Annotated in this window: 17 protein-coding genes and 1 CRISPR repeat array; of the genes, 8 read left to right on the forward strand and 9 right to left on the reverse strand. The window is 53.3% G+C overall.

All coding sequences use genetic code 11. From position 1 onward, the window contains the following. Positions 1 to 3 precede the first annotated feature (3 nt). Both A0G03_RS18900 and A0G03_RS18905 read left to right on the forward strand, forming a co-directional pair. A complete protein-coding gene (locus tag A0G03_RS18900; protein ID WP_039305932.1) occupies positions 4 to 1,056 on the forward strand; it encodes a carbohydrate ABC transporter permease in 1,053 nt (350 codons plus the stop codon). Continuing rightward, positions 1,056 to 2,105 (forward strand): LacI family DNA-binding transcriptional regulator, encoded by a 1,050-nt coding sequence (locus tag A0G03_RS18905; RefSeq protein WP_048262214.1) that lies wholly within the window; start codon positions 1,056 to 1,058, stop codon positions 2,103 to 2,105. Before A0G03_RS18900 ends, A0G03_RS18905 begins: the two co-directional genes overlap by 1 nt. Positions 2,106 to 2,146: 41 nt before the next feature. Here A0G03_RS18905 and pdxR read toward each other — a convergent pair whose 3' ends face one another. Further along, the gene (gene pdxR, locus A0G03_RS18910) at positions 2,147 to 3,565 is read right to left on the reverse strand and encodes a MocR-like pyridoxine biosynthesis transcription factor PdxR (protein ID WP_048262213.1); all 1,419 of its coding nucleotides are present in this window, start codon (positions 3,563 to 3,565) and stop codon (positions 2,147 to 2,149) included. 91 nt (positions 3,566 to 3,656) lie between these two features. On the opposite strand from pdxR, the gene A0G03_RS18915 reads away from it, so the two are divergent. Together A0G03_RS18915 and A0G03_RS18920 are read left to right on the forward strand one after the other, a co-directional pair. After that, positions 3,657 to 4,088, forward strand: a complete 432-nt coding sequence (locus A0G03_RS18915) for a GNAT family N-acetyltransferase (RefSeq protein WP_048262212.1) — start codon at positions 3,657 to 3,659, stop codon at positions 4,086 to 4,088. A gap of 140 nt (positions 4,089 to 4,228) precedes the next feature. Continuing rightward, entirely contained in the window at positions 4,229 to 4,660 is a 432-nt protein-coding gene (locus A0G03_RS18920; protein ID WP_048262211.1) for a carboxymuconolactone decarboxylase family protein, read from the forward strand. A gap of 120 nt (positions 4,661 to 4,780) precedes the next feature. On the opposite strand, the gene A0G03_RS18925 is transcribed toward A0G03_RS18920, so the two are convergent. The 4 genes from A0G03_RS18925 to A0G03_RS18940 form a co-directional block, all read right to left on the reverse strand. Then, positions 4,781 to 5,371: a hypothetical protein gene (locus A0G03_RS18925; protein WP_048262209.1), complete on the reverse strand. Its 591-nt coding sequence runs from the start codon at positions 5,369 to 5,371 to the stop codon at positions 4,781 to 4,783. A gap of 252 nt (positions 5,372 to 5,623) precedes the next feature. Next, complete coding sequence (locus A0G03_RS18930; protein WP_048262207.1) at positions 5,624 to 6,082, reverse strand: GNAT family N-acetyltransferase; 459 nt, start codon at positions 6,080 to 6,082, stop codon at positions 5,624 to 5,626. 191 nt (positions 6,083 to 6,273) lie between these two features. Next, a complete protein-coding gene (locus A0G03_RS18935; RefSeq protein ID WP_048262205.1) occupies positions 6,274 to 8,127 on the reverse strand; it encodes an amidohydrolase in 1,854 nt (617 codons plus the stop codon). A gap of 245 nt (positions 8,128 to 8,372) precedes the next feature. Further along, on the reverse strand, positions 8,373 to 8,936 hold the full coding sequence (locus tag A0G03_RS18940; RefSeq protein WP_048262203.1) for a single-stranded DNA-binding protein: 564 nt from the start codon (positions 8,934 to 8,936) through the stop codon (positions 8,373 to 8,375). A gap of 253 nt (positions 8,937 to 9,189) precedes the next feature. On the opposite strand from A0G03_RS18940, the gene uvrA reads away from it, so the two are divergent. The 4 genes from uvrA (at position 9,190) to A0G03_RS18960 (ending at position 14,058) form a co-directional block, all read left to right on the forward strand. Then, positions 9,190 to 12,024, forward strand: coding sequence for an excinuclease ABC subunit UvrA (gene uvrA, locus A0G03_RS18945; RefSeq protein WP_048262200.1), 2,835 nt, complete (start codon positions 9,190 to 9,192; stop codon positions 12,022 to 12,024). Positions 12,025 to 12,041: 17 nt separating this feature from the next. Further along, entirely contained in the window at positions 12,042 to 12,461 is a 420-nt protein-coding gene (locus A0G03_RS18950; protein WP_048262198.1) for a secondary thiamine-phosphate synthase enzyme YjbQ, read from the forward strand. A 101-nt stretch (positions 12,462 to 12,562) separates the two neighbouring features. Beyond that, a CRISPR array of direct repeats spans positions 12,563 to 13,132; the repeat unit is 30 nt; unit sequence TTTCTAAGCTGCCTATACGGCAGTGAACGT. 285 nt (positions 13,133 to 13,417) lie between these two features. Further along, positions 13,418 to 13,645 carry a type II toxin-antitoxin system VapB family antitoxin gene (gene vapB, locus A0G03_RS18955; RefSeq protein ID WP_011095187.1) on the forward strand — a complete coding sequence of 76 codons (228 nt, stop codon included), beginning with the start codon at positions 13,418 to 13,420 and terminating at the stop codon, positions 13,643 to 13,645. Between the two features lie 11 nt (positions 13,646 to 13,656). Continuing rightward, complete coding sequence (locus A0G03_RS18960) at positions 13,657 to 14,058, forward strand: type II toxin-antitoxin system VapC family toxin (protein WP_207193853.1); 402 nt, start codon at positions 13,657 to 13,659, stop codon at positions 14,056 to 14,058. Positions 14,059 to 14,385: 327 nt separating this feature from the next. Here A0G03_RS18960 and cas6f read toward each other — a convergent pair whose 3' ends face one another. Genes cas6f through csy1 form a run of 4 tightly spaced genes read right to left on the reverse strand, consistent with a single transcriptional unit; the run spans position 14,386 to position 18,240 of the window. After that, on the reverse strand, positions 14,386 to 14,940 hold the full coding sequence (cas6f, locus tag A0G03_RS18965) for a type I-F CRISPR-associated endoribonuclease Cas6/Csy4 (RefSeq protein WP_048262195.1): 555 nt from the start codon (positions 14,938 to 14,940) through the stop codon (positions 14,386 to 14,388). A 9-nt stretch (positions 14,941 to 14,949) separates the two neighbouring features. Then, positions 14,950 to 15,963 (reverse strand): type I-F CRISPR-associated protein Csy3, encoded by a 1,014-nt coding sequence (csy3, locus tag A0G03_RS18970; protein WP_048262194.1) that lies wholly within the window; start codon positions 15,961 to 15,963, stop codon positions 14,950 to 14,952. A 13-nt stretch (positions 15,964 to 15,976) separates the two neighbouring features. Further along, positions 15,977 to 16,909 (reverse strand): type I-F CRISPR-associated protein Csy2, encoded by a 933-nt coding sequence (csy2, locus tag A0G03_RS18975; protein WP_048262192.1) that lies wholly within the window; start codon positions 16,907 to 16,909, stop codon positions 15,977 to 15,979. After that, entirely contained in the window at positions 16,906 to 18,240 is a 1,335-nt protein-coding gene (gene csy1 / locus A0G03_RS18980) for a type I-F CRISPR-associated protein Csy1 (RefSeq protein ID WP_048262191.1), read from the reverse strand. Before csy1 ends, csy2 begins: the two co-directional genes overlap by 4 nt. Positions 18,241 to 18,248 lie beyond the last annotated feature (8 nt).

Here is an 18,248-nt window from a genome sequence, read left to right on the forward strand (position 1 = left end):
GCCATGATGAAGATAATCGCCTTTCTTACCCGCACCCGTCATCCGGGGCGCATCCATATTACGGATATCATGAGCTGGGTCTGGCTGGTGGTCGGCACACTGCTGGTGATGATTCCGGTCATGTGGGCTGCCATGTCGTCGTTCAAAACACCGGCGGAAATTAACCGCTTTCCGCCGAGTTTTCTGCCGCAGGCGGCAGATACCATCACGCTACCGGAGTACCCGAAGCCGCTGGAACTGTGGCAGGTTAAGCAGGAAGACGGCGAAGCGAAAACCATGGCACTGGTCAGGCGCATCGGGCTGATCGCACAGCTGGTGAACCCGGATGCGCCGAGTGAGGTGGTGCGTGTGTCGACCAAAGATCTGGTGCCGATGAAGGCGTTGCATCTGGAGACGGAGAACTACACGACGCCGATCACGAAGTTCCACTTTGCCACCTACCTGAAGAACACCGTATTTGTGACGGTGATGGCAACGCTGCTGACCCTGTTGCTCAGTTCGATGGCGGCCTTTGCTCTGTCGAAATACGAGTTTCGCGGGCGTGGCACGGTGCTGACGCTGTTCCTCTCGACCATGATGATCCCGCTGTCGGTGGTGATGGTGCCGACGTTTCTGGTGGTGATTGGTCTGAACATGGGCGATAACCTGTGGGGCGTGATTATCCCCACAATAGCGACGCCGACGGGCGTATTTCTGCTGCGGCAATACATGCTGACGATCCCCGATGAGCTGATCGAGGCGGCGCGGATCGATGCCGCCAGCGAGTTCCGTATTTACTGGAAGATCATCCTGCCGCTGACCGCACCTGCGCTGGCGGTGTTGGCGATCTTCTCGGTGATCTGGCGCTGGAACGACTTCCTCTGGCCGCTGATCGTTCTCTCCAGTCAGGATAATTTTACGCTGCAAATCGGTCTGAATGCGTTTCAGGGGCAGTTCTCGGTGCAGTGGCACTATATACTAGCGATGACGATGCTCTCGCTTCTGCCGGTGACGGCGGTGTTCGTCTTCCTGCAAAAATACATCACGACGGGGATTGCCAACACGGGGATGAAATAATGGCGACACTCAAGGATATTGCCGATCGCGCTGGGGTTTCTATCAGCACGGTTTCCCGCGCGCTGAACGGTACGGCACCGATCAGCGCCAAAGTCAGGCAGCACATCATGGCGATTGCTACTGAGCAGGGCTATCCGCTGCATAAAGTGGGCAAAGCGACCGTCGCACCGACGGAACCGTTGCGCCACATTCTGCTGGCGACGCCGCGCAACCTGATGCTGGAAAGTGAGTACAATCTGGTGTCGCTGACGTTGATTAACGCCCTGAAAACGCTGTGTCTGCAACGCAATATCCAGCTGCGTCCGTTTCTGGGGGAACACGACACCATTAACGAACAGCAGCTGTTGCGTGAACTTCAGGGCGGAAAAGAGAGCGGCATTCTGATCGTGAATGACGATCACCCAACGCTGCTGAACGCCGTCGCGGAAAGCGGCATTCCGGCGGTGCTGATCAACGGTGAAGATCCTTCGATGCGCTTGAGCAGCGTTACGCCAGCCAACCACTATGCCGCCGCCGCCGCAGTGCGTTACCTGATCGATCAAGGGCACACGCGGATCCTGCATTTGACCTGGACGTCGCGCATGACGATCAAACAGCGTGAACGTGGCTATCGTGACGCGCTTGCACAGGCGGGTATTGCGGTGGATGACGATCTGATTCTGTCGCTGCCGGATTTCCACCCGCGTACGGCTCGTGATGCACTGCTGCGCTGGCTGACAGCCAATCCTGACAGGCTGGGCGTCACCGCGATTTTCTGCGCTGCGGATAATCAGGCTATCGGCGTGATCGATGCGCTATATCAGCACGGGCTGCGGGTGCCAGAGGACATGTCGGTGATGGGCATGGACGACATTCTACCCTTCGACATGCTGCCGGTTTCACTCACTACGGTACATCTGCCGTTTGAAACTATCGCCCGTGCTGCGTTACAGCTGCTGGCACAGCAAATGATGCCCGCACAAGCGCTCGGTATTGCCCAGCGCACCGAACTGGCGGGGCAGGTGGTCGTCAGAGAATCGGTGCGGCGAGTTGGGACTACTACCGGTTGAGTTCACGGGCAGCAGCACGATCCGGCTGTGAGATAACCCTTTCACGATAATCCGATGGCCGCTGCCAGTCGATGCACCAATGCCTTTGCCATCGCTGGTTCGGTCACATTAGTGAATCCCATAAGAAGCCCTCCGCGTGATGTTTTGCTCGTTCGCCAGTCATTCAGCGCCTGAATGGCAAGGCCATGAGATTGAGCGGCGGCTGCCAGAGACTGGTCGTTGCCACGGGTGGCCAGCGTAGCTAACACATGAATGCCGCCTGCCTGTGGCTGGACGGTCAAGTGTGAACCTAATGCCTGCAAAAGCTCATCAACGAGATAGCCGCGACGAATGGCATACAGCGAACGCATCCTGCGCAAATGGCGAGCAAAGTGACCTTGCTCCATGAAATCCGCCACTGTGGCTTGGGGTAGGATCGATCCCGCGCAGCAAAAATGATTTGCCGTATCCTTGAAGCGTTCGATCTGCGGTTCAGGGACAACCAGATAAGCTAAGCGTAGGCCGGGAAACAGTACCTTGCTGAAGGTACCGGTGTAGAGCACGCGCCCGTCGCGATCCAGGCTTTTCAGCGCAGGTAATGGCCGGCCGTGGTAACGGAACTCGCTGTCGTAGTCGTCCTCAATGATCCATGATCGGTGGTGGCTGGCCCATTCCAGCAGTTGCAGTCGTCGGGGTAATGACAACGCCATCCCCATGGGGCTTTGGTGCGTGGGAGTTACCACGGCAAAACGTGCCTCTGCGGCTCGCTGTTGACCGATGTCCACATTCAGGCCTTCCTCATCCACCGGAACGGGTTCCAGATGCATACCTGCTCGCGCCAAAAACTGGTGAGCGAAGATATAGCCGGGATCTTCGAACCATCCACTATCGCCGGGTTGCAACAACGTACGGCACACCAGTTCCAGCGCTCCCCGATAGCCAGCGGTGATGAACACCTGCTCGTGTGTGCAAGTGATGCCGCGCGAGATCTCCAGATAGGTAGCGATGGCTCGACGAAGCGGTTCATAGCCCGCCGGATCTGGAGAGATCATGGCTGCCGTATCCAGCGTGCGTAAATTGTGCCCGGCTAGGCGCGCCCAGGTCTTGCGGGGGAAGGCATCCAGTGCAGGCAGGCCGAGTTGGAAAGGTTGTACTTGAGCGGTCTCGATTTGCGAGCGCGAAGGTATTTGAGAAAGGGATGTGGTGCTGTATCTCGATTCGGTCAGCTTTTCCAACTGGGGTGAGACGATAGTACCCGCTGGGCCGCGTGTCAGGAAATAGCCTTCACTGGCCAGCATCTGATAAGCCATTTCGACCGTGCCTCGTGCCAGATTCAGCTCACTGGCAAGGCTGCGTACGGACGGTACGCGATCGCCTGGATGAAGTTTTCCGGCGGTAATGGCGTCTCGGTAGCGTCGATACAGCTGTAAATAGAGCGGTGCATCGTGTTCCCTGCTTGGCCTCAGTTGCTGCATGTCCATACGTTATGCCCCATTCATTTACTCAATTCTTGCACCTTTCTTGTGGGTCATGATTTTCCTAACATACTGGCTTCATTACAAGGAGATTGGCATGAGCACCTTTCGATTGAGCCTCATTGAGAGTGATCAGGACTACTTGGCTTGCTTCGAGGTTATGCGGGAGCTGCGGCCTCATCTTCCTGATGCAGCCACATTCACTGCGCAGGCCCGTCGTCAAGCTGGGCAAGGCTATCGTCTGCTGGCGGCATGGCAGGACAATTTGGTCATGGGGTTGGTGGGTTACCGCGTTCAGGAAAATCTATTGTATGGCCGATTCCTCTATGTTGATGACCTTGTGGCCGCCGTAGGTGTCCGCGATCAGGGGCTTGGCGGTCAGCTGATTGAGGCAATGCGCGAGGAAGCGCAGCGGCAAAACTGTGCTCATCTGGTACTCGATACGGCCTTGGGCAATGCGCTGGCGCAACGCTTCTATTTTCGTCAGGGTCTGCTTTCCAAAGGCCTGCATTTCAGCCAAGCGCTATAGGTGTGAAGAGCCATGCAACCACTGCTTTGCGGTCACTTTGGGTGGCAAGGTCGGGTTACTCCGACGGCTGAAGCATGGGCTCAGACACGTCATGCGTTGACTTATTTTCTCGTTCTTTCATTTCTTATTGGAGATCTTCTATGAGTACGCTTCGCTTGCCCTACCAAACCCTTTCGGCAGAAGCCTATCAAGGGTTCGGCATTGCCAAGAAAGCTCTGAATAAGAGCACCGTTGGAAAACAGTTGATTGAATTGGTCTATTTGCGTGTTTCGCAAATTAATGGCTGTGCTTTCTGCCTGGAGATGCATGCATCGGCTCTGCGCGCTGATGGCGTGCCGGATGCGAAGCTAGACAGCCTGGCTGGCTGGCGTGTGAGTGAACAGTTCAATGAACGCGAGCGTGTGGCGCTAGCCTGGACGGAATCGCTTGTGGATGTGGCTCGTAGCCACGCGCCTGATGAAGATTTTGAACCGCTGAAGGCGCATTTCAGCGATGCAGAGATCGCCGATCTGAGCTTTGCTGTCGCGCTGATGAGTGCCTTTAATCGTTTGGCGATCGGCATGCGCCAATAAGGTATGGCGCCTGCTTTGCAGGCGCAGCAAATGACGTCATCACTGTATTGCCCAACGCACCGAACTGGTGGTGCTGGTGGGAGTCTGAGAATCAGTACGGCGACTGAAATAGACGGGATGCTATTTCAGCGACAGCAGCCGTTCAAAAACTGCGACACGGTAGTCGCGGAAATCGATATATCCGCCGTACCACTCACTTTGGCTGGGAGAGATGAGTTTCTCGATAAACCAGCGATCTCTCATAATTGAAACGAGCTCAATCACGGTCATGGCAAGCGCATAAGCAAACCACAGCGCGACAATAATCACGCCAAGATAAAGCCACTGCCAGTTGATTGCCATAGCCTGTTGCACCAACAAGATGACGGCGCAGATCTGAATCAACAGCTTTCCTGTGTAGGCTCGTAGGGAAAACGTCCTGATGCTTTCGGCGCTAAAGAAATACGGATTGGTTAATGATGTTCTGGTTTCACGCACGGGGATACCGTGTACATAGACCATCCATTCGCTCTTTTCCTTAGGCAAGAAAGCGATGCCTTTTTCACTTAGACTGTGTAATCGCAGAGAGAGGATGACGGGGTAAGCCAGTTTCATCGCCAGAAGGTAGAAGACCGGGGCGCTGATACCGGCAACTGCCAGCGCGCCACAGAGGCAAATCGTAAAAAAGATCCTGACGGTGTAGATAAAAAGGGGGGTTGATTGGTAGTTCATTTTATAAATCCATTTATATCCGTCATACTTCAAGTTGCATGTGCGTTGGCTGGGCTACTCGGCACACTTACGTGTGCCTCGCCCCGTTGGGGCCGCTGCTCGCCGCATTATTCGGCCCTACGGCCTCACCCCTTTGGGGTCAGCGCAAGCGCTGTTCAAAAACGCCTTGCCGTTTTTGTCCTGAAACTCGAATTATTTAGGTTATATATACGGTGTTTTCGACGCGTCACTTTACTGCCGAATGTTTGATAATTAAAGCGGCATTCTATATTCGATAACGCCCGGTTTTTCTGCAACCCAATCATAAAGACGCTGCGCTGTTTTATTGGTTTCCTGAGTATGCCAATACAGGCGATCGCAGTGCTTTTCTTGCGCCTTTTCTCTCACGTACTCAATGAGTTTTTTCCCCACGTTTTTGCCGCGCTCGGTGGGATCAACAAAAAGATCCTCAAGGTAACAATAGTGGTTTACGCCCCATGTGGAATCGTGAAAAACAAAGTGTGCGAAGCCGATAATGCGTAAACCTTCTCTCGCCACAGCACAGTACACGGGAATATCCGCTTTAAAAAAGCGATTCCAGGTTGTTTCCGTCACTTCATCGGTAAGCTGGACGTTATAGAACGTTTGATAACTTTTCCAATAGGGCAGCCATTGATCGTAATCATCTGACTCAACGGGGTTAACCATAATTTCCTGATCTGAATTCATCATTTTTACTCTCATGTTGTTAGGCGACAGGTACTGAAAATCAGGTTGGTATTTATAGCAATGAAATAGACGGATATACCCCTCCACTTATTAAGAGAGGTGCAGACCAATTAGGAGAAAGTGAAGGCGGGATTAAAGAGGCGTCCGCATCGACGCCCCTGATATTTATCTCATGTTACTGACAGCGCCGCGCATTAGGATTTCTCTGGCGCTGAATGGACGAGCTGACCTTTGAAATACGTTTTGACCACGTTGGCACGATGAACCTGTTTGATCGGGACGTTAAACAAATGGCGATCCAACACGATCAAATCGGCGGATTTACCCAGCTCAACCGATCCCGTTTCTTTCTCTATGCCCATCGCTTTCGCACTATTGATAGTATAGATACGAATTGCTTCAGGCAGATCGACGGCTTCTTCGGGAGCCAGTGTTCCGGGTGCATCACCCAGCGGATTCTGCCGCGTCACCAGCCCTTCAATTCCGATCCAGGGAGACGGCGTTGGTCCACCGGCTGGCCAGTCAGAGCCGCCAGCGACCACCGCACCAGAACGTAGCAATTTAACCGTGGGGACAAAATCCTTCATGCGCTCTTCGCCAATGGTCACGACGCTGGCGTTTGTCATATCGGAAGGAAACCACAGCATCGGCGAGAGATCGGCGGCAACCCGTAACTGTGCGAAGCGTGGCATATCTTGCGGTGAGATCAAATGCGTATGCGCGATTTGATGCATCGGGCCATTTGGCCCATTAATTTTACGCACTTGCTCAACGGCATCCAGCGCCAGACGGAGTGAACCATCTCCCGCAGCATGAAGCTTGGTAGAGATCCCTTGTTTATCCAGCTTGGAGAGAATCTCAACAACTTGCTCTTTGGTGTAGTGGGTATCGCCGTGATAGTGATCGCCGTGTGCCTGAGTTGGCAGATAGGGCTCAATCAGCTTTGCGGTATGAGCCGGTGGAACACCATCCAACACAAATTTAAAACGATCGGGGAAGAAATTTGTGGTGCGGTAGACATCGCGTCGGGCAACCAGCTCCAGACCCGCAGCGCCTTCATCCAACAACTGCGTGGAGACGATCGAGCCGATAATACGCAGAGGCAGACCTTCTGCCCGGTCAATCTTGCTCCAGATGCGCAGATTGACTTCTGAGCTGACCGCTTCCTGCACGCCAGTAATACCTAATGACACCATCGTTTTGGCGGCTCCGCGCCCTGATGTCAGCCGTTGCTCTTCCGTGCGCACGGGGACCAGACTTTGTACATGCTGGAACGAGGGGAATTCTTGCAACAGGCCTGTGGGTTCGCCCGTTTTTGCATCTTTAACAATGACGCCACCGGCTGGGCTAACGGACTGTGCGGTGATAGCGGCCAGACGCATTGCTTCGCTGTTAATCCAGCGGTTATGGTAAGAATCATCACGCAGAATCACCGGACGTCCGTTACTGACTTTGTCCAATTTCGCCAGTGCTTCAGCGGTAGAAAGTTCCGCCATACGCGGGCTGCCCCAGGCGGAACCGATCACCCATTCTCCCGGCCCGACTTTTTTCGCGCATTCACTGACCTGACTCAGGATGTCATCCAGTGAGCTTGTTTGTGCAAAATTACAGGAATAAATATCTTCATAGCCACCGTCTAACGGGTGCGCATGGACATCATTAATCCCCGGCATTGCCATGCTGCCGTTGAGATCAACCACCTGCGTTTTCGGGCCGATAAACTCTGCCGCCTGTGCATTTGAACCGATGAAAACGTAGCGACCATCGCGTACTGCAACAGCTTCTGCCCACGGCTGACCTTGATTGACGGTGTAAATATGGGCGTTACGTAAAACTAAATCGGCAGTCTCTGCCGTTTCTGCCGCCATTAGCGTGGGTGAAGAAAAAAACAAACCTGAGACGGTGACAGCAAGTGCTGCGAGCCTAAAAGAAGTGTTTGTTGGCAAAGAATAATCGGTTGTCGCGTTGCCAGAAGATGGCGAGGGTGCCTTATTGGCGGTGTTTGGGGATCGGTTGTTAGCGGTGCGGTGTGCACTATTTTTTTCCATACGTTATATCTCCATATATAGCGTTTATTCCTCATTGATGAGGCGCTGCTATTTTTCGGCAGCGATGGAGAAATAACTGTACAGATTGTGCTCTGATTATCTCGATGAGCACGAAACGCACATGATGTGATGATTTCCTTGGTTGATTGTTTACCGGTGACTTTTCTGTACGCCATAAAATGAAAAACCTCCGATAAATCGGAGGTTTATAATGGAGTCATTGACAATAATCTCTAAGGTCAACCTTAGAAGGGAATGTCGTCGTCGAAATCCATTGGCGGTTCGTTGCTTTGTGCCGGAGCATTATTTTGTGAGGAAGACGAGTTCTGAGCTGGGCGCTGTTGAGCTTGCGCACCGCCGCTGAACTGGTTGCCGCCCTGCGGTTGTTGAGGTTGACCCCAACCGCCTTGCTGTTGACCGCCACCTGCATTGCCACCGCCTGCTGGTGCGCCGCCGCCCTGACGTCCACCTAACATCTGCATGGTGCCGCCGACGTTAACGACCACTTCGGTGGTGTAGCGTTCTACGCCAGCCTGATCGGCCCATTTGCGGGTTTGCAGTGCGCCTTCGATGTAGACCTGAGAGCCTTTACGCAGGTATTCGCCCGCGACTTCTGCCAGTTTGCCGAACAGAACCACACGGTGCCATTCGGTCTTCTCTTTCTGCTCACCGGTTTGCTTGTCACGCCAGCTTTCCGACGTAGCCAGCGTGATGTTGGCAACTGCACCACCATTCGGCATATAGCGGACTTCCGGGTCTTGACCCAGATTCCCGACAAGAATCACTTTATTAACGCCTCTGCTGGCCATGCTCGTCTCTCCTGATGAATCGGTAGATTTATTTTCTAAGTCTAAACGATCAATCTTACCATGTGGAAAACTCTATGTCATACCTGCGAAATAGCTTCAGAAATGAAAGTCAGATTTGCAGCGTTTGCAAAAGTAAACGGGTTTAATACTGGATATTCATTCAGTTTTTTTTGTGCCATAATTGTTCGTTTCGTACCGGTTCTCTCCGTTCGGGAGACGATGACAAACCGTTTTTATTCCGGGAAGTGTGTGAATGGATAAGATCGAAGTTCGTGGTGCTCGTACCCATAATCTCAAGAATATCAATCTGATAATCCCCCGTGACAAACTGATCGTAATCACCGGTCTGTCTGGTTCGGGTAAGTCATCGCTGGCGTTTGACACGCTGTATGCCGAAGGGCAGCGACGCTATGTGGAATCCCTCTCCGCCTATGCCCGTCAGTTTTTGTCGCTGATGGAAAAACCGGATGTCGATCATATAGAAGGGCTGTCGCCCGCCATTTCTATCGAGCAGAAATCCACTTCACACAACCCGCGCTCTACGGTTGGGACGATTACCGAAATTCATGACTACCTGCGCCTGTTGTTTGCACGCGTGGGTGAACCGCGCTGCCCAGAGCATGATGTGCCGCTGGATGCGCAGACCGTCAGCCAGATGGTGGACAACGTGCTGGCGCAGCCGGAAGGCAAACGCCTGATGCTGCTGGCACCGATAGTGAAAGATCGCAAAGGCGAGCACAGCAAGACGCTGGAAAACCTGGCCTCACAGGGCTACATCCGCGCCCGTATAGACGGCGAGGTGTGCGATCTGTCCGATCCGCCGAAGCTGGAGTTACAGAAAAAACACACCATTGAAGTTGTCGTCGATCGCTTTAAAGTGCGAGAAGATCTGGCACAGCGGCTGGCAGAGTCGTTTGAAACCGCGCTGGATCTGTCCGGTGGTAGCGTAGTCGTGGCCGATATGGACGACCCTACGCAGCCTGAACTGCTGTTCTCGGCGAACTTTGCCTGTCCGGTGTGTGGCTACAGCATGCACGAACTGGAACCGCGTATGTTCTCGTTCAACAATCCGGCGGGGGCGTGCCCAAGCTGTGATGGTCTGGGTGTGCAACAGTTCTTCGATCCGGCTCGCGTGGTGCAAAATGCGGAGCTGTCGCTGGCGGGCGGGGCGATTCGCGGCTGGGATCGCCGCAATTTCTACTATTTCCAGATGCTGCGCTCACTGGCGGAGCACTACAAATTTGACGTCGATGCCCCCTTTGAGGGACTGAGCGCCGCGGTGCAGAAAGTGATTCTGTACGGCTCTGGTAAAGAGAACGTCGAATTCAAATATATCAACGATCGCGGCGACACCTCCGTGCGCCGTCATCCGTTCGAAGGCGTGCTGCACAACATGGAGCGCCGCTATAAAGAGACGGAATCCACGGCGGTGCGCGAAGAGCTGGCGAAATTCATCAGCAACCGTTCCTGCGCCAGCTGCGGCGGGACGCGTCTGCGTGAAGAAGCGCGTAACGTGTTTGTCGAACAGACGACGCTGCCGCAGATTTCCGATATGAGCATCGGCCATGCGATGACGTTTTTCAAGAACATGAAGCTCAGTGGGCAGCGCGCCCAAATCGCCGAGAAAGTGCTGAAAGAGATTGGCGATCGGCTGAAGTTTCTGGTGAATGTCGGGCTGAACTATTTGTCGCTTTCCCGTTCGGCGGAAACGCTGTCCGGCGGTGAGGCGCAGCGTATTCGTCTGGCAAGCCAGATCGGCGCTGGGCTGGTTGGCGTCATGTACGTGCTGGATGAGCCGTCCATTGGTTTGCACCAGCGCGACAACGAGCGCCTGTTGGAAACGTTGATTCATCTGCGCGATCTGGGCAATACCGTTATTGTGGTTGAACACGATGAAGATGCGATTCGTGCTGCCGATCATGTGATTGATATCGGCCCCGGTGCGGGTGTGCACGGCGGGCAGATTGTCGCCGAAGGCACGATGGACGAGATTATGGCGGTGCCGGGTTCGCTGACGGGGCAATTCCTTAGCGGCAAACGCAAGATTGAAATACCGAAGCAGCGCGTACCTGCGGATCCAACAAAGGTGCTGAAGCTGATCGGCGCGAAGGGCAACAACCTGAAAGACGTCACGCTGACGCTGCCGATTGGCCTGTTTACCTGCATCACCGGTGTGTCGGGGTCGGGTAAATCTACACTCATCAACGATACCTTGTTCCCACTGGCACAGCGCCAGTTGAACGGCGCAACGCTGGCAGAACCTGCCGCTTACCGTGAAATTCAGGGACTGGAGCATTTCGACAAAGTGATCGATATCGATCAAAGCCCGATCGGTCGTACGCCGCGCTCGAACCCTGCAACCTACACTGGAATTTTCACGCCGATTCGCGAGCTGTTTGCCGGCGTACCGGAATCTCGAACCCGTGGTTATAACCCCGGTCGTTTCAGCTTTAACGTGCGCGGTGGACGCTGCGAAGCCTGTCAGGGCGACGGCGTGATCAAGGTAGAAATGCACTTCCTGCCGGATGTCTATGTGCCGTGTGACCAGTGCAAAGGCAAGCGCTATAACCGCGAAACGCTGGAAATTAAATACAAAGGCAAAGGCATCCATGAAGTGCTGGATATGACCATCGAAGAAGCGCGTGAGTTCTTTGATGCCATTCCGGCGTTGGCGCGGAAGCTGCAAACACTGATCGACGTCGGCCTGTCTTATATTCGCCTTGGTCAGTCGGCAACCACGCTGTCCGGCGGTGAGGCGCAGCGTGTGAAACTTGCGCGTGAATTGTCAAAACGCGGAACCGGACAGACGCTGTATATTCTCGACGAACCGACGACCGGTTTGCACTTTGCTGATATTGAACAGCTTCTTACCGTTCTGCATCAGCTGCGCGATCAGGGTAATACCATCGTGGTGATTGAACACAATCTTGATGTGATTAAAACGGCGGACTGGATTGTCGATTTAGGGCCGGAAGGCGGCAGCGGCGGCGGCGAAATTCTGGTTTCTGGTACCCCGGAAACAGTAGCGGACTGCGAACAGTCCCACACCGCGCGCTTCCTGCGACCTATTCTGGCACGCGAAGCCTGATATCGAGAGGCCAAATCATGTGGACGCAATATGAAATCCGCCTGAAGCCGAAAGCCAGAGGCTTCCATCTGGTGACTGACGAAATACTGGCGCAGGTTGTCGCACTGCGCCAGATAAAGGTCGGGTTGATGCATGTGTTCATCAAACATACTTCGGCGGCGCTGACGATTAATGAGAATGCCGACCCCACAGTGCGGCAGGATTTCGAGAGCTTTTTTAATCGCTTAGTGCCGGAGGATGAACCGTACTACCGCCATATTTATGAAGGCAGTGACGACATGCCTGCGCATCTGAAAGGCAGCCTGCTGGGAAACAGCCTGACAATCCCCATCACCAACGGACGCCTGAACATCGGTACCTGGCAGGGCATTTACCTGTGCGAACACCGCAACCACGGCGGCAGCCGCTCGCTGGTTGTTACGCTGAATGGGGAATAACACCCTTGAAGCGAGTCGTACCAGCAACGTATCCCCGATAAGCCCTGAACTGCCTGCACGGCAGTGAACGGGGAGGCTGCGGGGATCTTCATCACTGCGATTTTCTAAGCTGCCTGTACGGCAGTGAACCCGTTACGCTCAAATATGGAGTCTATTTGCTTTTTCTAAGCTGCCTGTACGGCAGTGAACGATGGCTTGATGGCCCCCTGATAAGCTGGCTGTTTCTAAGCTGCCTATACGGCAGTGAACACAGTGAGTTCAGACGGTGGTTGTTAAAGCAATTTCTAAGCTGCCTATACGGCAGTGAACCAGCGGATTCAGGCGTAGTGCGTCTTCCAGGTTTTCTAAGCTGCCTATACGGCAGTGAACATTTTGATTTCTCTGCATGACTTGCTCCGATTTTTCTAAGCTGCCTATACGGCAGTGAACCAAAGGGCATGTATTAGAACGCGCTAATAATTTTTCTAAGCTGCCTATACGGCAGTGAACGTGGCCAGTGCGCAAGGGTTGAGTGAAGACCATTTCTAAGCTGCCTATACGGCAGTGAACGTCCCTGCACTTAATGCGCTTGGTAGCGACTGTTTCTAAGCTGCCTATACGGCAGTGAACGTAGCCGCAGCCTCCACGGCCTCATTCAGCCATTTCTAAGCTGCCTATACGGCAGTGAACGTTCCTATTTTACGGTAGTTACCTAATTTTAAAAGAAAATAAACCATTTTTCCCGAAAAACCCTTTTTTATCATAGCGCTTAATCGATATTAAAAATCAATGAGTTACAAGTGTCCGTGAAAAAAGGGTGCCAACCCTGTGGCAACGATTTTATCTATTCTCGGTAGACCTATGTTAGGTGCGTACATATGCCGCGGATATACAAGAGAACGATTCAAATCTATACTTAACCTATGTTTTAGTCAGGCTAGCGGCTGGCTGAATTCTGTATTAAGAGGAGGTGCATTATGCGTATTGTCTCAGTATTTAAAAATGGTAATAATCGTGCTATTCGCTTACCGCGTGATATGGACTTTGAAGGCGTCAATGAACTGGAGATCGTGCGTGAAGGGGATACCATCATGTTGCGCCCAGTCAAACCCAATTGGCATTCGTTTCTGCAAGAAGAGCGCGCTGACGCTGACTTTATGACAGAACGTCAGGATGTAGTCGAAGAGGGGAGATTCGAACTGTGAGCCGTTTGTTCATGCTTGATACTAATATCTGTTCTTTCATAATGCGTGAACACCCAGCTGCGGTGATTGAAAAGTTGCAGCAATGCACATTGCGACGCGATCGAATCGTGGTATCAGCGATCACGTACGCTGAAATGCGTTTTGGGGCGGTTGGCAAAAAAGCTTCGCCGCGCCATATGCTGTTGGTTGATGCTTTCTGCCGCCGACTTGATGCGATATTACCTTGGGATAGCGCAGCGGTAGATGCCACCACAAAAATCAAAATCGCGTTAGCTGCCGCTGGTACGCCTATTGGCCCAAATGATACGGCCATCGCTGGTCATGCTATCAGCGTTAAGGCCGTATTGGTCACCAATAATCTGAGAGAGTTTGAGCGAGTGCCAGGGCTGATGCTTGAAGATTGGGTTAAATAATCTGTCAGACAGAGCTAGTGATATCTGGCGAAGTGAAAGCCCTGTACTTGTTAAACTGCCTGTGCGGCAGTGAACTGGAACACCGGCGCACGTATCAATGAGGCGCTTTTCTAAGCTGCCTACACGGCAGTAAACCCTCGCTCGCACTCGCCCCGGTTTTGCAATGCTGGATTTCTAAGCTGCCTATGCAGCAGTGAACATAGTTAGAACTCTACGATAACCACCAGATTATTAAAGAGAATATGGTTTTTCTCAAAACCCCTTTTTTATTAAAGCGACCAACTGCAATTAACAATCAATAGCTTGCAGTTGGCCGTTAAAAAAGGGTTAGAACCACGGAACGGTGGCTTCCGTGCTTAAACCGTAGGAAGAGAAACGGCCTGCGGTAGGGGCGTTCTGTAGCGGGCCATGTTCCACAAATACAAAAAACATCTGCCCGTTGGACAAGCTCTTTATTTGCACAAACGGTAGTGCGCTGCGTTTCTCTATTGCGTCGGGAATTCGTGCCGCAGCTTCCGCTTCCGTCAGCCAGCCTTTGCTAACGGAGCGTCGGCGTAGACGTTCGGCGCTGCTTTTGAGCTGAATGCGGCGCACGGTACGAAACTTCACACCATCAGGTACGGCCTTGCACTCAGAAACCTGTGTGTAATCCCGCAATCCTTTCAGCCAGAATGTTTTTTCTAACACAGAGAGCGCGTCTTCCGTACCGTGTAGCCGCAAGCATTCCCCCAGCGTTTTACCCACTTCGGGAAAGCTAATCCCAATCTTGCCATTCGCCAGTTGCCCTAGCGCCCGGTGCAGTTTGGCAAACAGCGCGTTCAATAGCTGAGATGCAGTGAACTCGGGATCGGGTTGGACGCGAATATCAATGTAGTGATCCATACCGCCACCTTATTCGCCTTTTTCACCAAACACACCGCCGCGAATCAGCGTGGCGATTACGTAGTGCTGTTGCTCCGGCACGGGGACATCGCCTTTAATTACCCAGTTATCCAGCAGCGTGTAAAAATCCATTTTCTCTTTGGGCTGGCGATAGGCTTTACCGCGACTGGTTACGGAACCGTAAGGTTCGATGGCAATCGGACCCGCTTCATCAGCCGCCGGATACCAGTCGTCGATGGTGCGCAATGCGTTGCCAATTTTCTGTGAGTGAATTGCCGCGACATCATTCACTTGATAGAGGATCTTGCTCTTGCCGTTACGCGCTTTTTCGTCGAGCACCAGTTCCTGAGAAGGGAAGACTTCCTGACCGTTACCTAGCTGTACATAAGCTTCGACGGTAAAAAGCGCCGAGGTGTCACCCGCCAGCCCTTTCTCAATCGCTTGTGCCAGTGCGGCAAGATCGCCTGCCGGCTTGCTGAACTGGCGCAATGAATAGTCTTCCCCGTTAAATTCCCAGCTCTGCTCACCTTTCTTGGTGACGACCACACGGATCGCCTCTGCGCCGACACGGTTGCGCCACAGAAAACGACCGTTCGCGATGTTCTCTGCATAGCGTGCTGCTAATGTGCTGAAACCTTGTTCCTGAGCGTATCCGGTAATGATTTGCCCCAACGCGGTTTGGTACTCCTGATCGTTACAGACCGAGGGCTGCGCCAGATTACCCAATACCCGCAGAGTGAACACGACTTTCAGGGTATCGGCCCCGAAGGGAAGGGCGGCGACGTCCACTTTTTGCAGGTTGGCTTTCTGAATTTCCGCATCCAGTTTGGCTGGGTCGCTAGTGAGGGCATTTTTCAGGCGGTTAGAGATTGTCCCGCGTACCGATTTCTCCTGAATGGCAATAGCCGTCCAGTTATCCTGCTGCGCCCAGTTTCCTGCATACATCAATGCATCCGAGTTAGCCAATTTACGTTCAAAAGCCAGTACTGATGCGGTCTTTAACGTCGTTGCTGCTTTTGCCATGATGTCGTCCTTTTTAGTAATCGAATTCGTAGGAAGTGTCTTCAGCTACAGGATGGGTATCCGCTAATTGGCGGCAGTGATAATCGCCGTTCTGATAGTCATATTCCCAGAGTATCTGGCGGATATCGCTGATGCGGTGCGCCCCTTGCCATTCTCCGATGCCGTAGGCGGCTTCGGCAAAACAGAACGGCGTGTGCGGATCGCGGGTTTTATCAACCTCACCGGGCGCATAAAGTGGCGAAATGGCACGGTAGCCAATCATCAATGGCGTCAGAAAACCGCCGTCGCCGGGTTTGGGAAGGTATTTCCACTGTACGGTTTCATCGCTAGGATCGCGTTCTGCCTGCATCTTTAGCGCGGCAAAATCCAGCCAGGCATCGATCATTTCTGCTTGCGGGTTGGCTTGCTGTAACGTCTGAAAATGGCGATGCAGTAGTGAGGTGCGATCTCGCAGCACAAAGCCCGGTAATAAGCGGCGCATGACTCCACGGGTTTCCGCTTCGTCCACCGGTAACGATTGGACGGTGACCCGCTCGATATCAATAACGGTGCCTCCTGCCAGACGTTGGCATTGCGCCTGCTGTTTCAAATGTTCACATAGCGCTGTCGTGTCCGCCGGGATCTGTCCGTCGCAGCGTATTAACAGCGAGACGGTCATATGCATACGGCCTTCTTCATTAAAAGCGGCAGTTTTGGCTTCTTTGGTGAGTGGATTACGGGTCAGGGCAAAACTCCGCTCCCAACTAGAACCATAGGCATGTAGCTGATGCTGATGGCTTACTACGCCGCAGCCTTCCAGCGTCAGTCCGTGGCTGGCCTGTAACTTACGCGATAGCGCATGAGTAAAACCGAGAAAGTGCGTAATCGCGGGGAAGCCGTAGGTCAGTCCGGCAATGGCGTTGGCGTTTTCGACCTGGATACGGCGGAGGATAATCAACGTGCTCATGCCAGCTCCTCTTTCAGTGCGCTTTCCATTTCACGCATACGACGTTTGAACAGGGCTGCGGTAGACCATTCCCGACGTTCGACCTCGCCGAAAATCAGGTTTTCATGTTTGAGGCGACGGTTCAGCCAGCGGCCAAACTCGTAGGCTACTGCCTGTTGCCAGTCTCCCGCTTCGCGTTCACGGCGGAAAACCGTATCCGTTTCTGCACGATAAGGGTCGAGCCATAGCTGCTGGGCGCGTTTCAGTTCAGACTCTGCGCTCCAACCGACGGGTAGATTCTGCACGCTGGCGACATAGAAGAAGAGCTGATCGATCAACTGGTCGAGGTAATGCAGGCGCTGTTGACGAATGTCGCGATTGTTTTCTACGTCTTTGACGCTGAGTAAAAAGCGCTGCATCTGCGCTAACGTCGCTCTGGTGTGATAGTCCACCTCGCCGCGTGGCCGGAAAATGGATTCATGCTGCTGCGGCGGTTTTTCAATACTATTCCACTGTGGTGGCGCACTGCTGAGCAAATAAGAACGACCGCTGCGGCTACTGTTTAGCGCGGAAATATTTTGCGGCTTAGTGCCCCCCATATTCTGTACTGCCAGATTGGGATAGCTGATAGAGAGCTGGTCGTGCCACTGATTTGTTCTTTGCGCCTGACGAATCGCTTTTGCCTCGTCACCAAAACGCACCGCACTGATCCGCTGGTGGAGCGCGTGTGCCAACGAAGAGGAGTAAAGCGGGCTGAGCAGATGGTATTCGCCGTTTGCTAGCGGGAAATAGATTTGTTTGGCTAGCTTATGTGAGCTGGGTTGGCGATTGGTGAACACCTGTTGAAACCCTGTTAGCCACTGTGCAAGCTGCTCTGGGTTTTCAGCCAGCGCTTCCAGTGCGCGGTTGTCACCACGCTGTAAGGCGGCGACCAGCGAATCACCGTCGTGTTCAGTCTGTAGCAGCTTGGCGACATCGAGTGCGGCTGCGTTGCCGACGGCATCAATGGCGGGTTGTGCCAGCGTCGCGGTGGAGAGCGTTGTAGCATCCTCTACCGTTTCGGCGTTAAAGACGCTGCTGCCTTTGGCATCACTGTGGGTAAACTTCAACGCATGCGTGACCAGACTGATTTGTCCGGCACGGCTGGCGGCATCGGTTAACCAATTGCGTACTTCGTGCTTCTGCTCTATCTCCCGACGCGCCTGTGTCAGTTCTCGTTCCGCTACAGCCAGCGCTTCACCGCTGAGTGCCGCACGTTTCTTCTCCGCCTCTTTATCGAAAGCATCCAGCTTGGCCTGCTTTCGATTAGTCACGTAGGACACGATGAACTGTGTCAGCCTGTTTTCTTCCATTCCTCCTC

Source organism: Pectobacterium peruviense (genome assembly GCF_002847345.1).
Classification (GTDB): Bacteria; Pseudomonadota; Gammaproteobacteria; order Enterobacterales; family Enterobacteriaceae; genus Pectobacterium; species Pectobacterium peruviense.

Bases quoted from the DNA above. Each gene is read 5' to 3' on its own strand.
- A0G03_RS18900 (WP_039305932.1), top strand. From the start codon at position 4: ATGATGAAGATAATCGCCTTTCTTACCCGCACCCGTCATCCGGGGCGC.
- A0G03_RS18905 (WP_048262214.1), top strand. From the start codon at position 1,056: ATGGCGACACTCAAGGATATTGCCGATCGCGCTGGGGTTTCTATCAGC.
- pdxR (WP_048262213.1), bottom strand. From the start codon at position 3,565: ATGGACATGCAGCAACTGAGGCCAAGCAGGGAACACGATGCACCGCTC.
- A0G03_RS18915 (WP_048262212.1), top strand. From the start codon at position 3,657: ATGAGCACCTTTCGATTGAGCCTCATTGAGAGTGATCAGGACTACTTG.
- A0G03_RS18920 (WP_048262211.1), top strand. From the start codon at position 4,229: ATGAGTACGCTTCGCTTGCCCTACCAAACCCTTTCGGCAGAAGCCTAT.
- A0G03_RS18925 (WP_048262209.1), bottom strand. From the start codon at position 5,371: ATGAACTACCAATCAACCCCCCTTTTTATCTACACCGTCAGGATCTTT.
- A0G03_RS18930 (WP_048262207.1), bottom strand. From the start codon at position 6,082: ATGATGAATTCAGATCAGGAAATTATGGTTAACCCCGTTGAGTCAGAT.
- A0G03_RS18935 (WP_048262205.1), bottom strand. From the start codon at position 8,127: ATGGAAAAAAATAGTGCACACCGCACCGCTAACAACCGATCCCCAAAC.
- A0G03_RS18940 (WP_048262203.1), bottom strand. From the start codon at position 8,936: ATGGCCAGCAGAGGCGTTAATAAAGTGATTCTTGTCGGGAATCTGGGT.
- uvrA (WP_048262200.1), top strand. From the start codon at position 9,190: ATGGATAAGATCGAAGTTCGTGGTGCTCGTACCCATAATCTCAAGAAT.
- A0G03_RS18950 (WP_048262198.1), top strand. From the start codon at position 12,042: ATGTGGACGCAATATGAAATCCGCCTGAAGCCGAAAGCCAGAGGCTTC.
- vapB (WP_011095187.1), top strand. From the start codon at position 13,418: ATGCGTATTGTCTCAGTATTTAAAAATGGTAATAATCGTGCTATTCGC.
- A0G03_RS18960 (WP_207193853.1), top strand. From the start codon at position 13,657: ATGCTTGATACTAATATCTGTTCTTTCATAATGCGTGAACACCCAGCT.
- cas6f (WP_048262195.1), bottom strand. From the start codon at position 14,940: ATGGATCACTACATTGATATTCGCGTCCAACCCGATCCCGAGTTCACT.
- csy3 (WP_048262194.1), bottom strand. From the start codon at position 15,963: ATGGCAAAAGCAGCAACGACGTTAAAGACCGCATCAGTACTGGCTTTT.
- csy2 (WP_048262192.1), bottom strand. From the start codon at position 16,909: ATGAGCACGTTGATTATCCTCCGCCGTATCCAGGTCGAAAACGCCAAC.
- csy1 (WP_048262191.1), bottom strand. From the start codon at position 18,240: ATGGAAGAAAACAGGCTGACACAGTTCATCGTGTCCTACGTGACTAAT.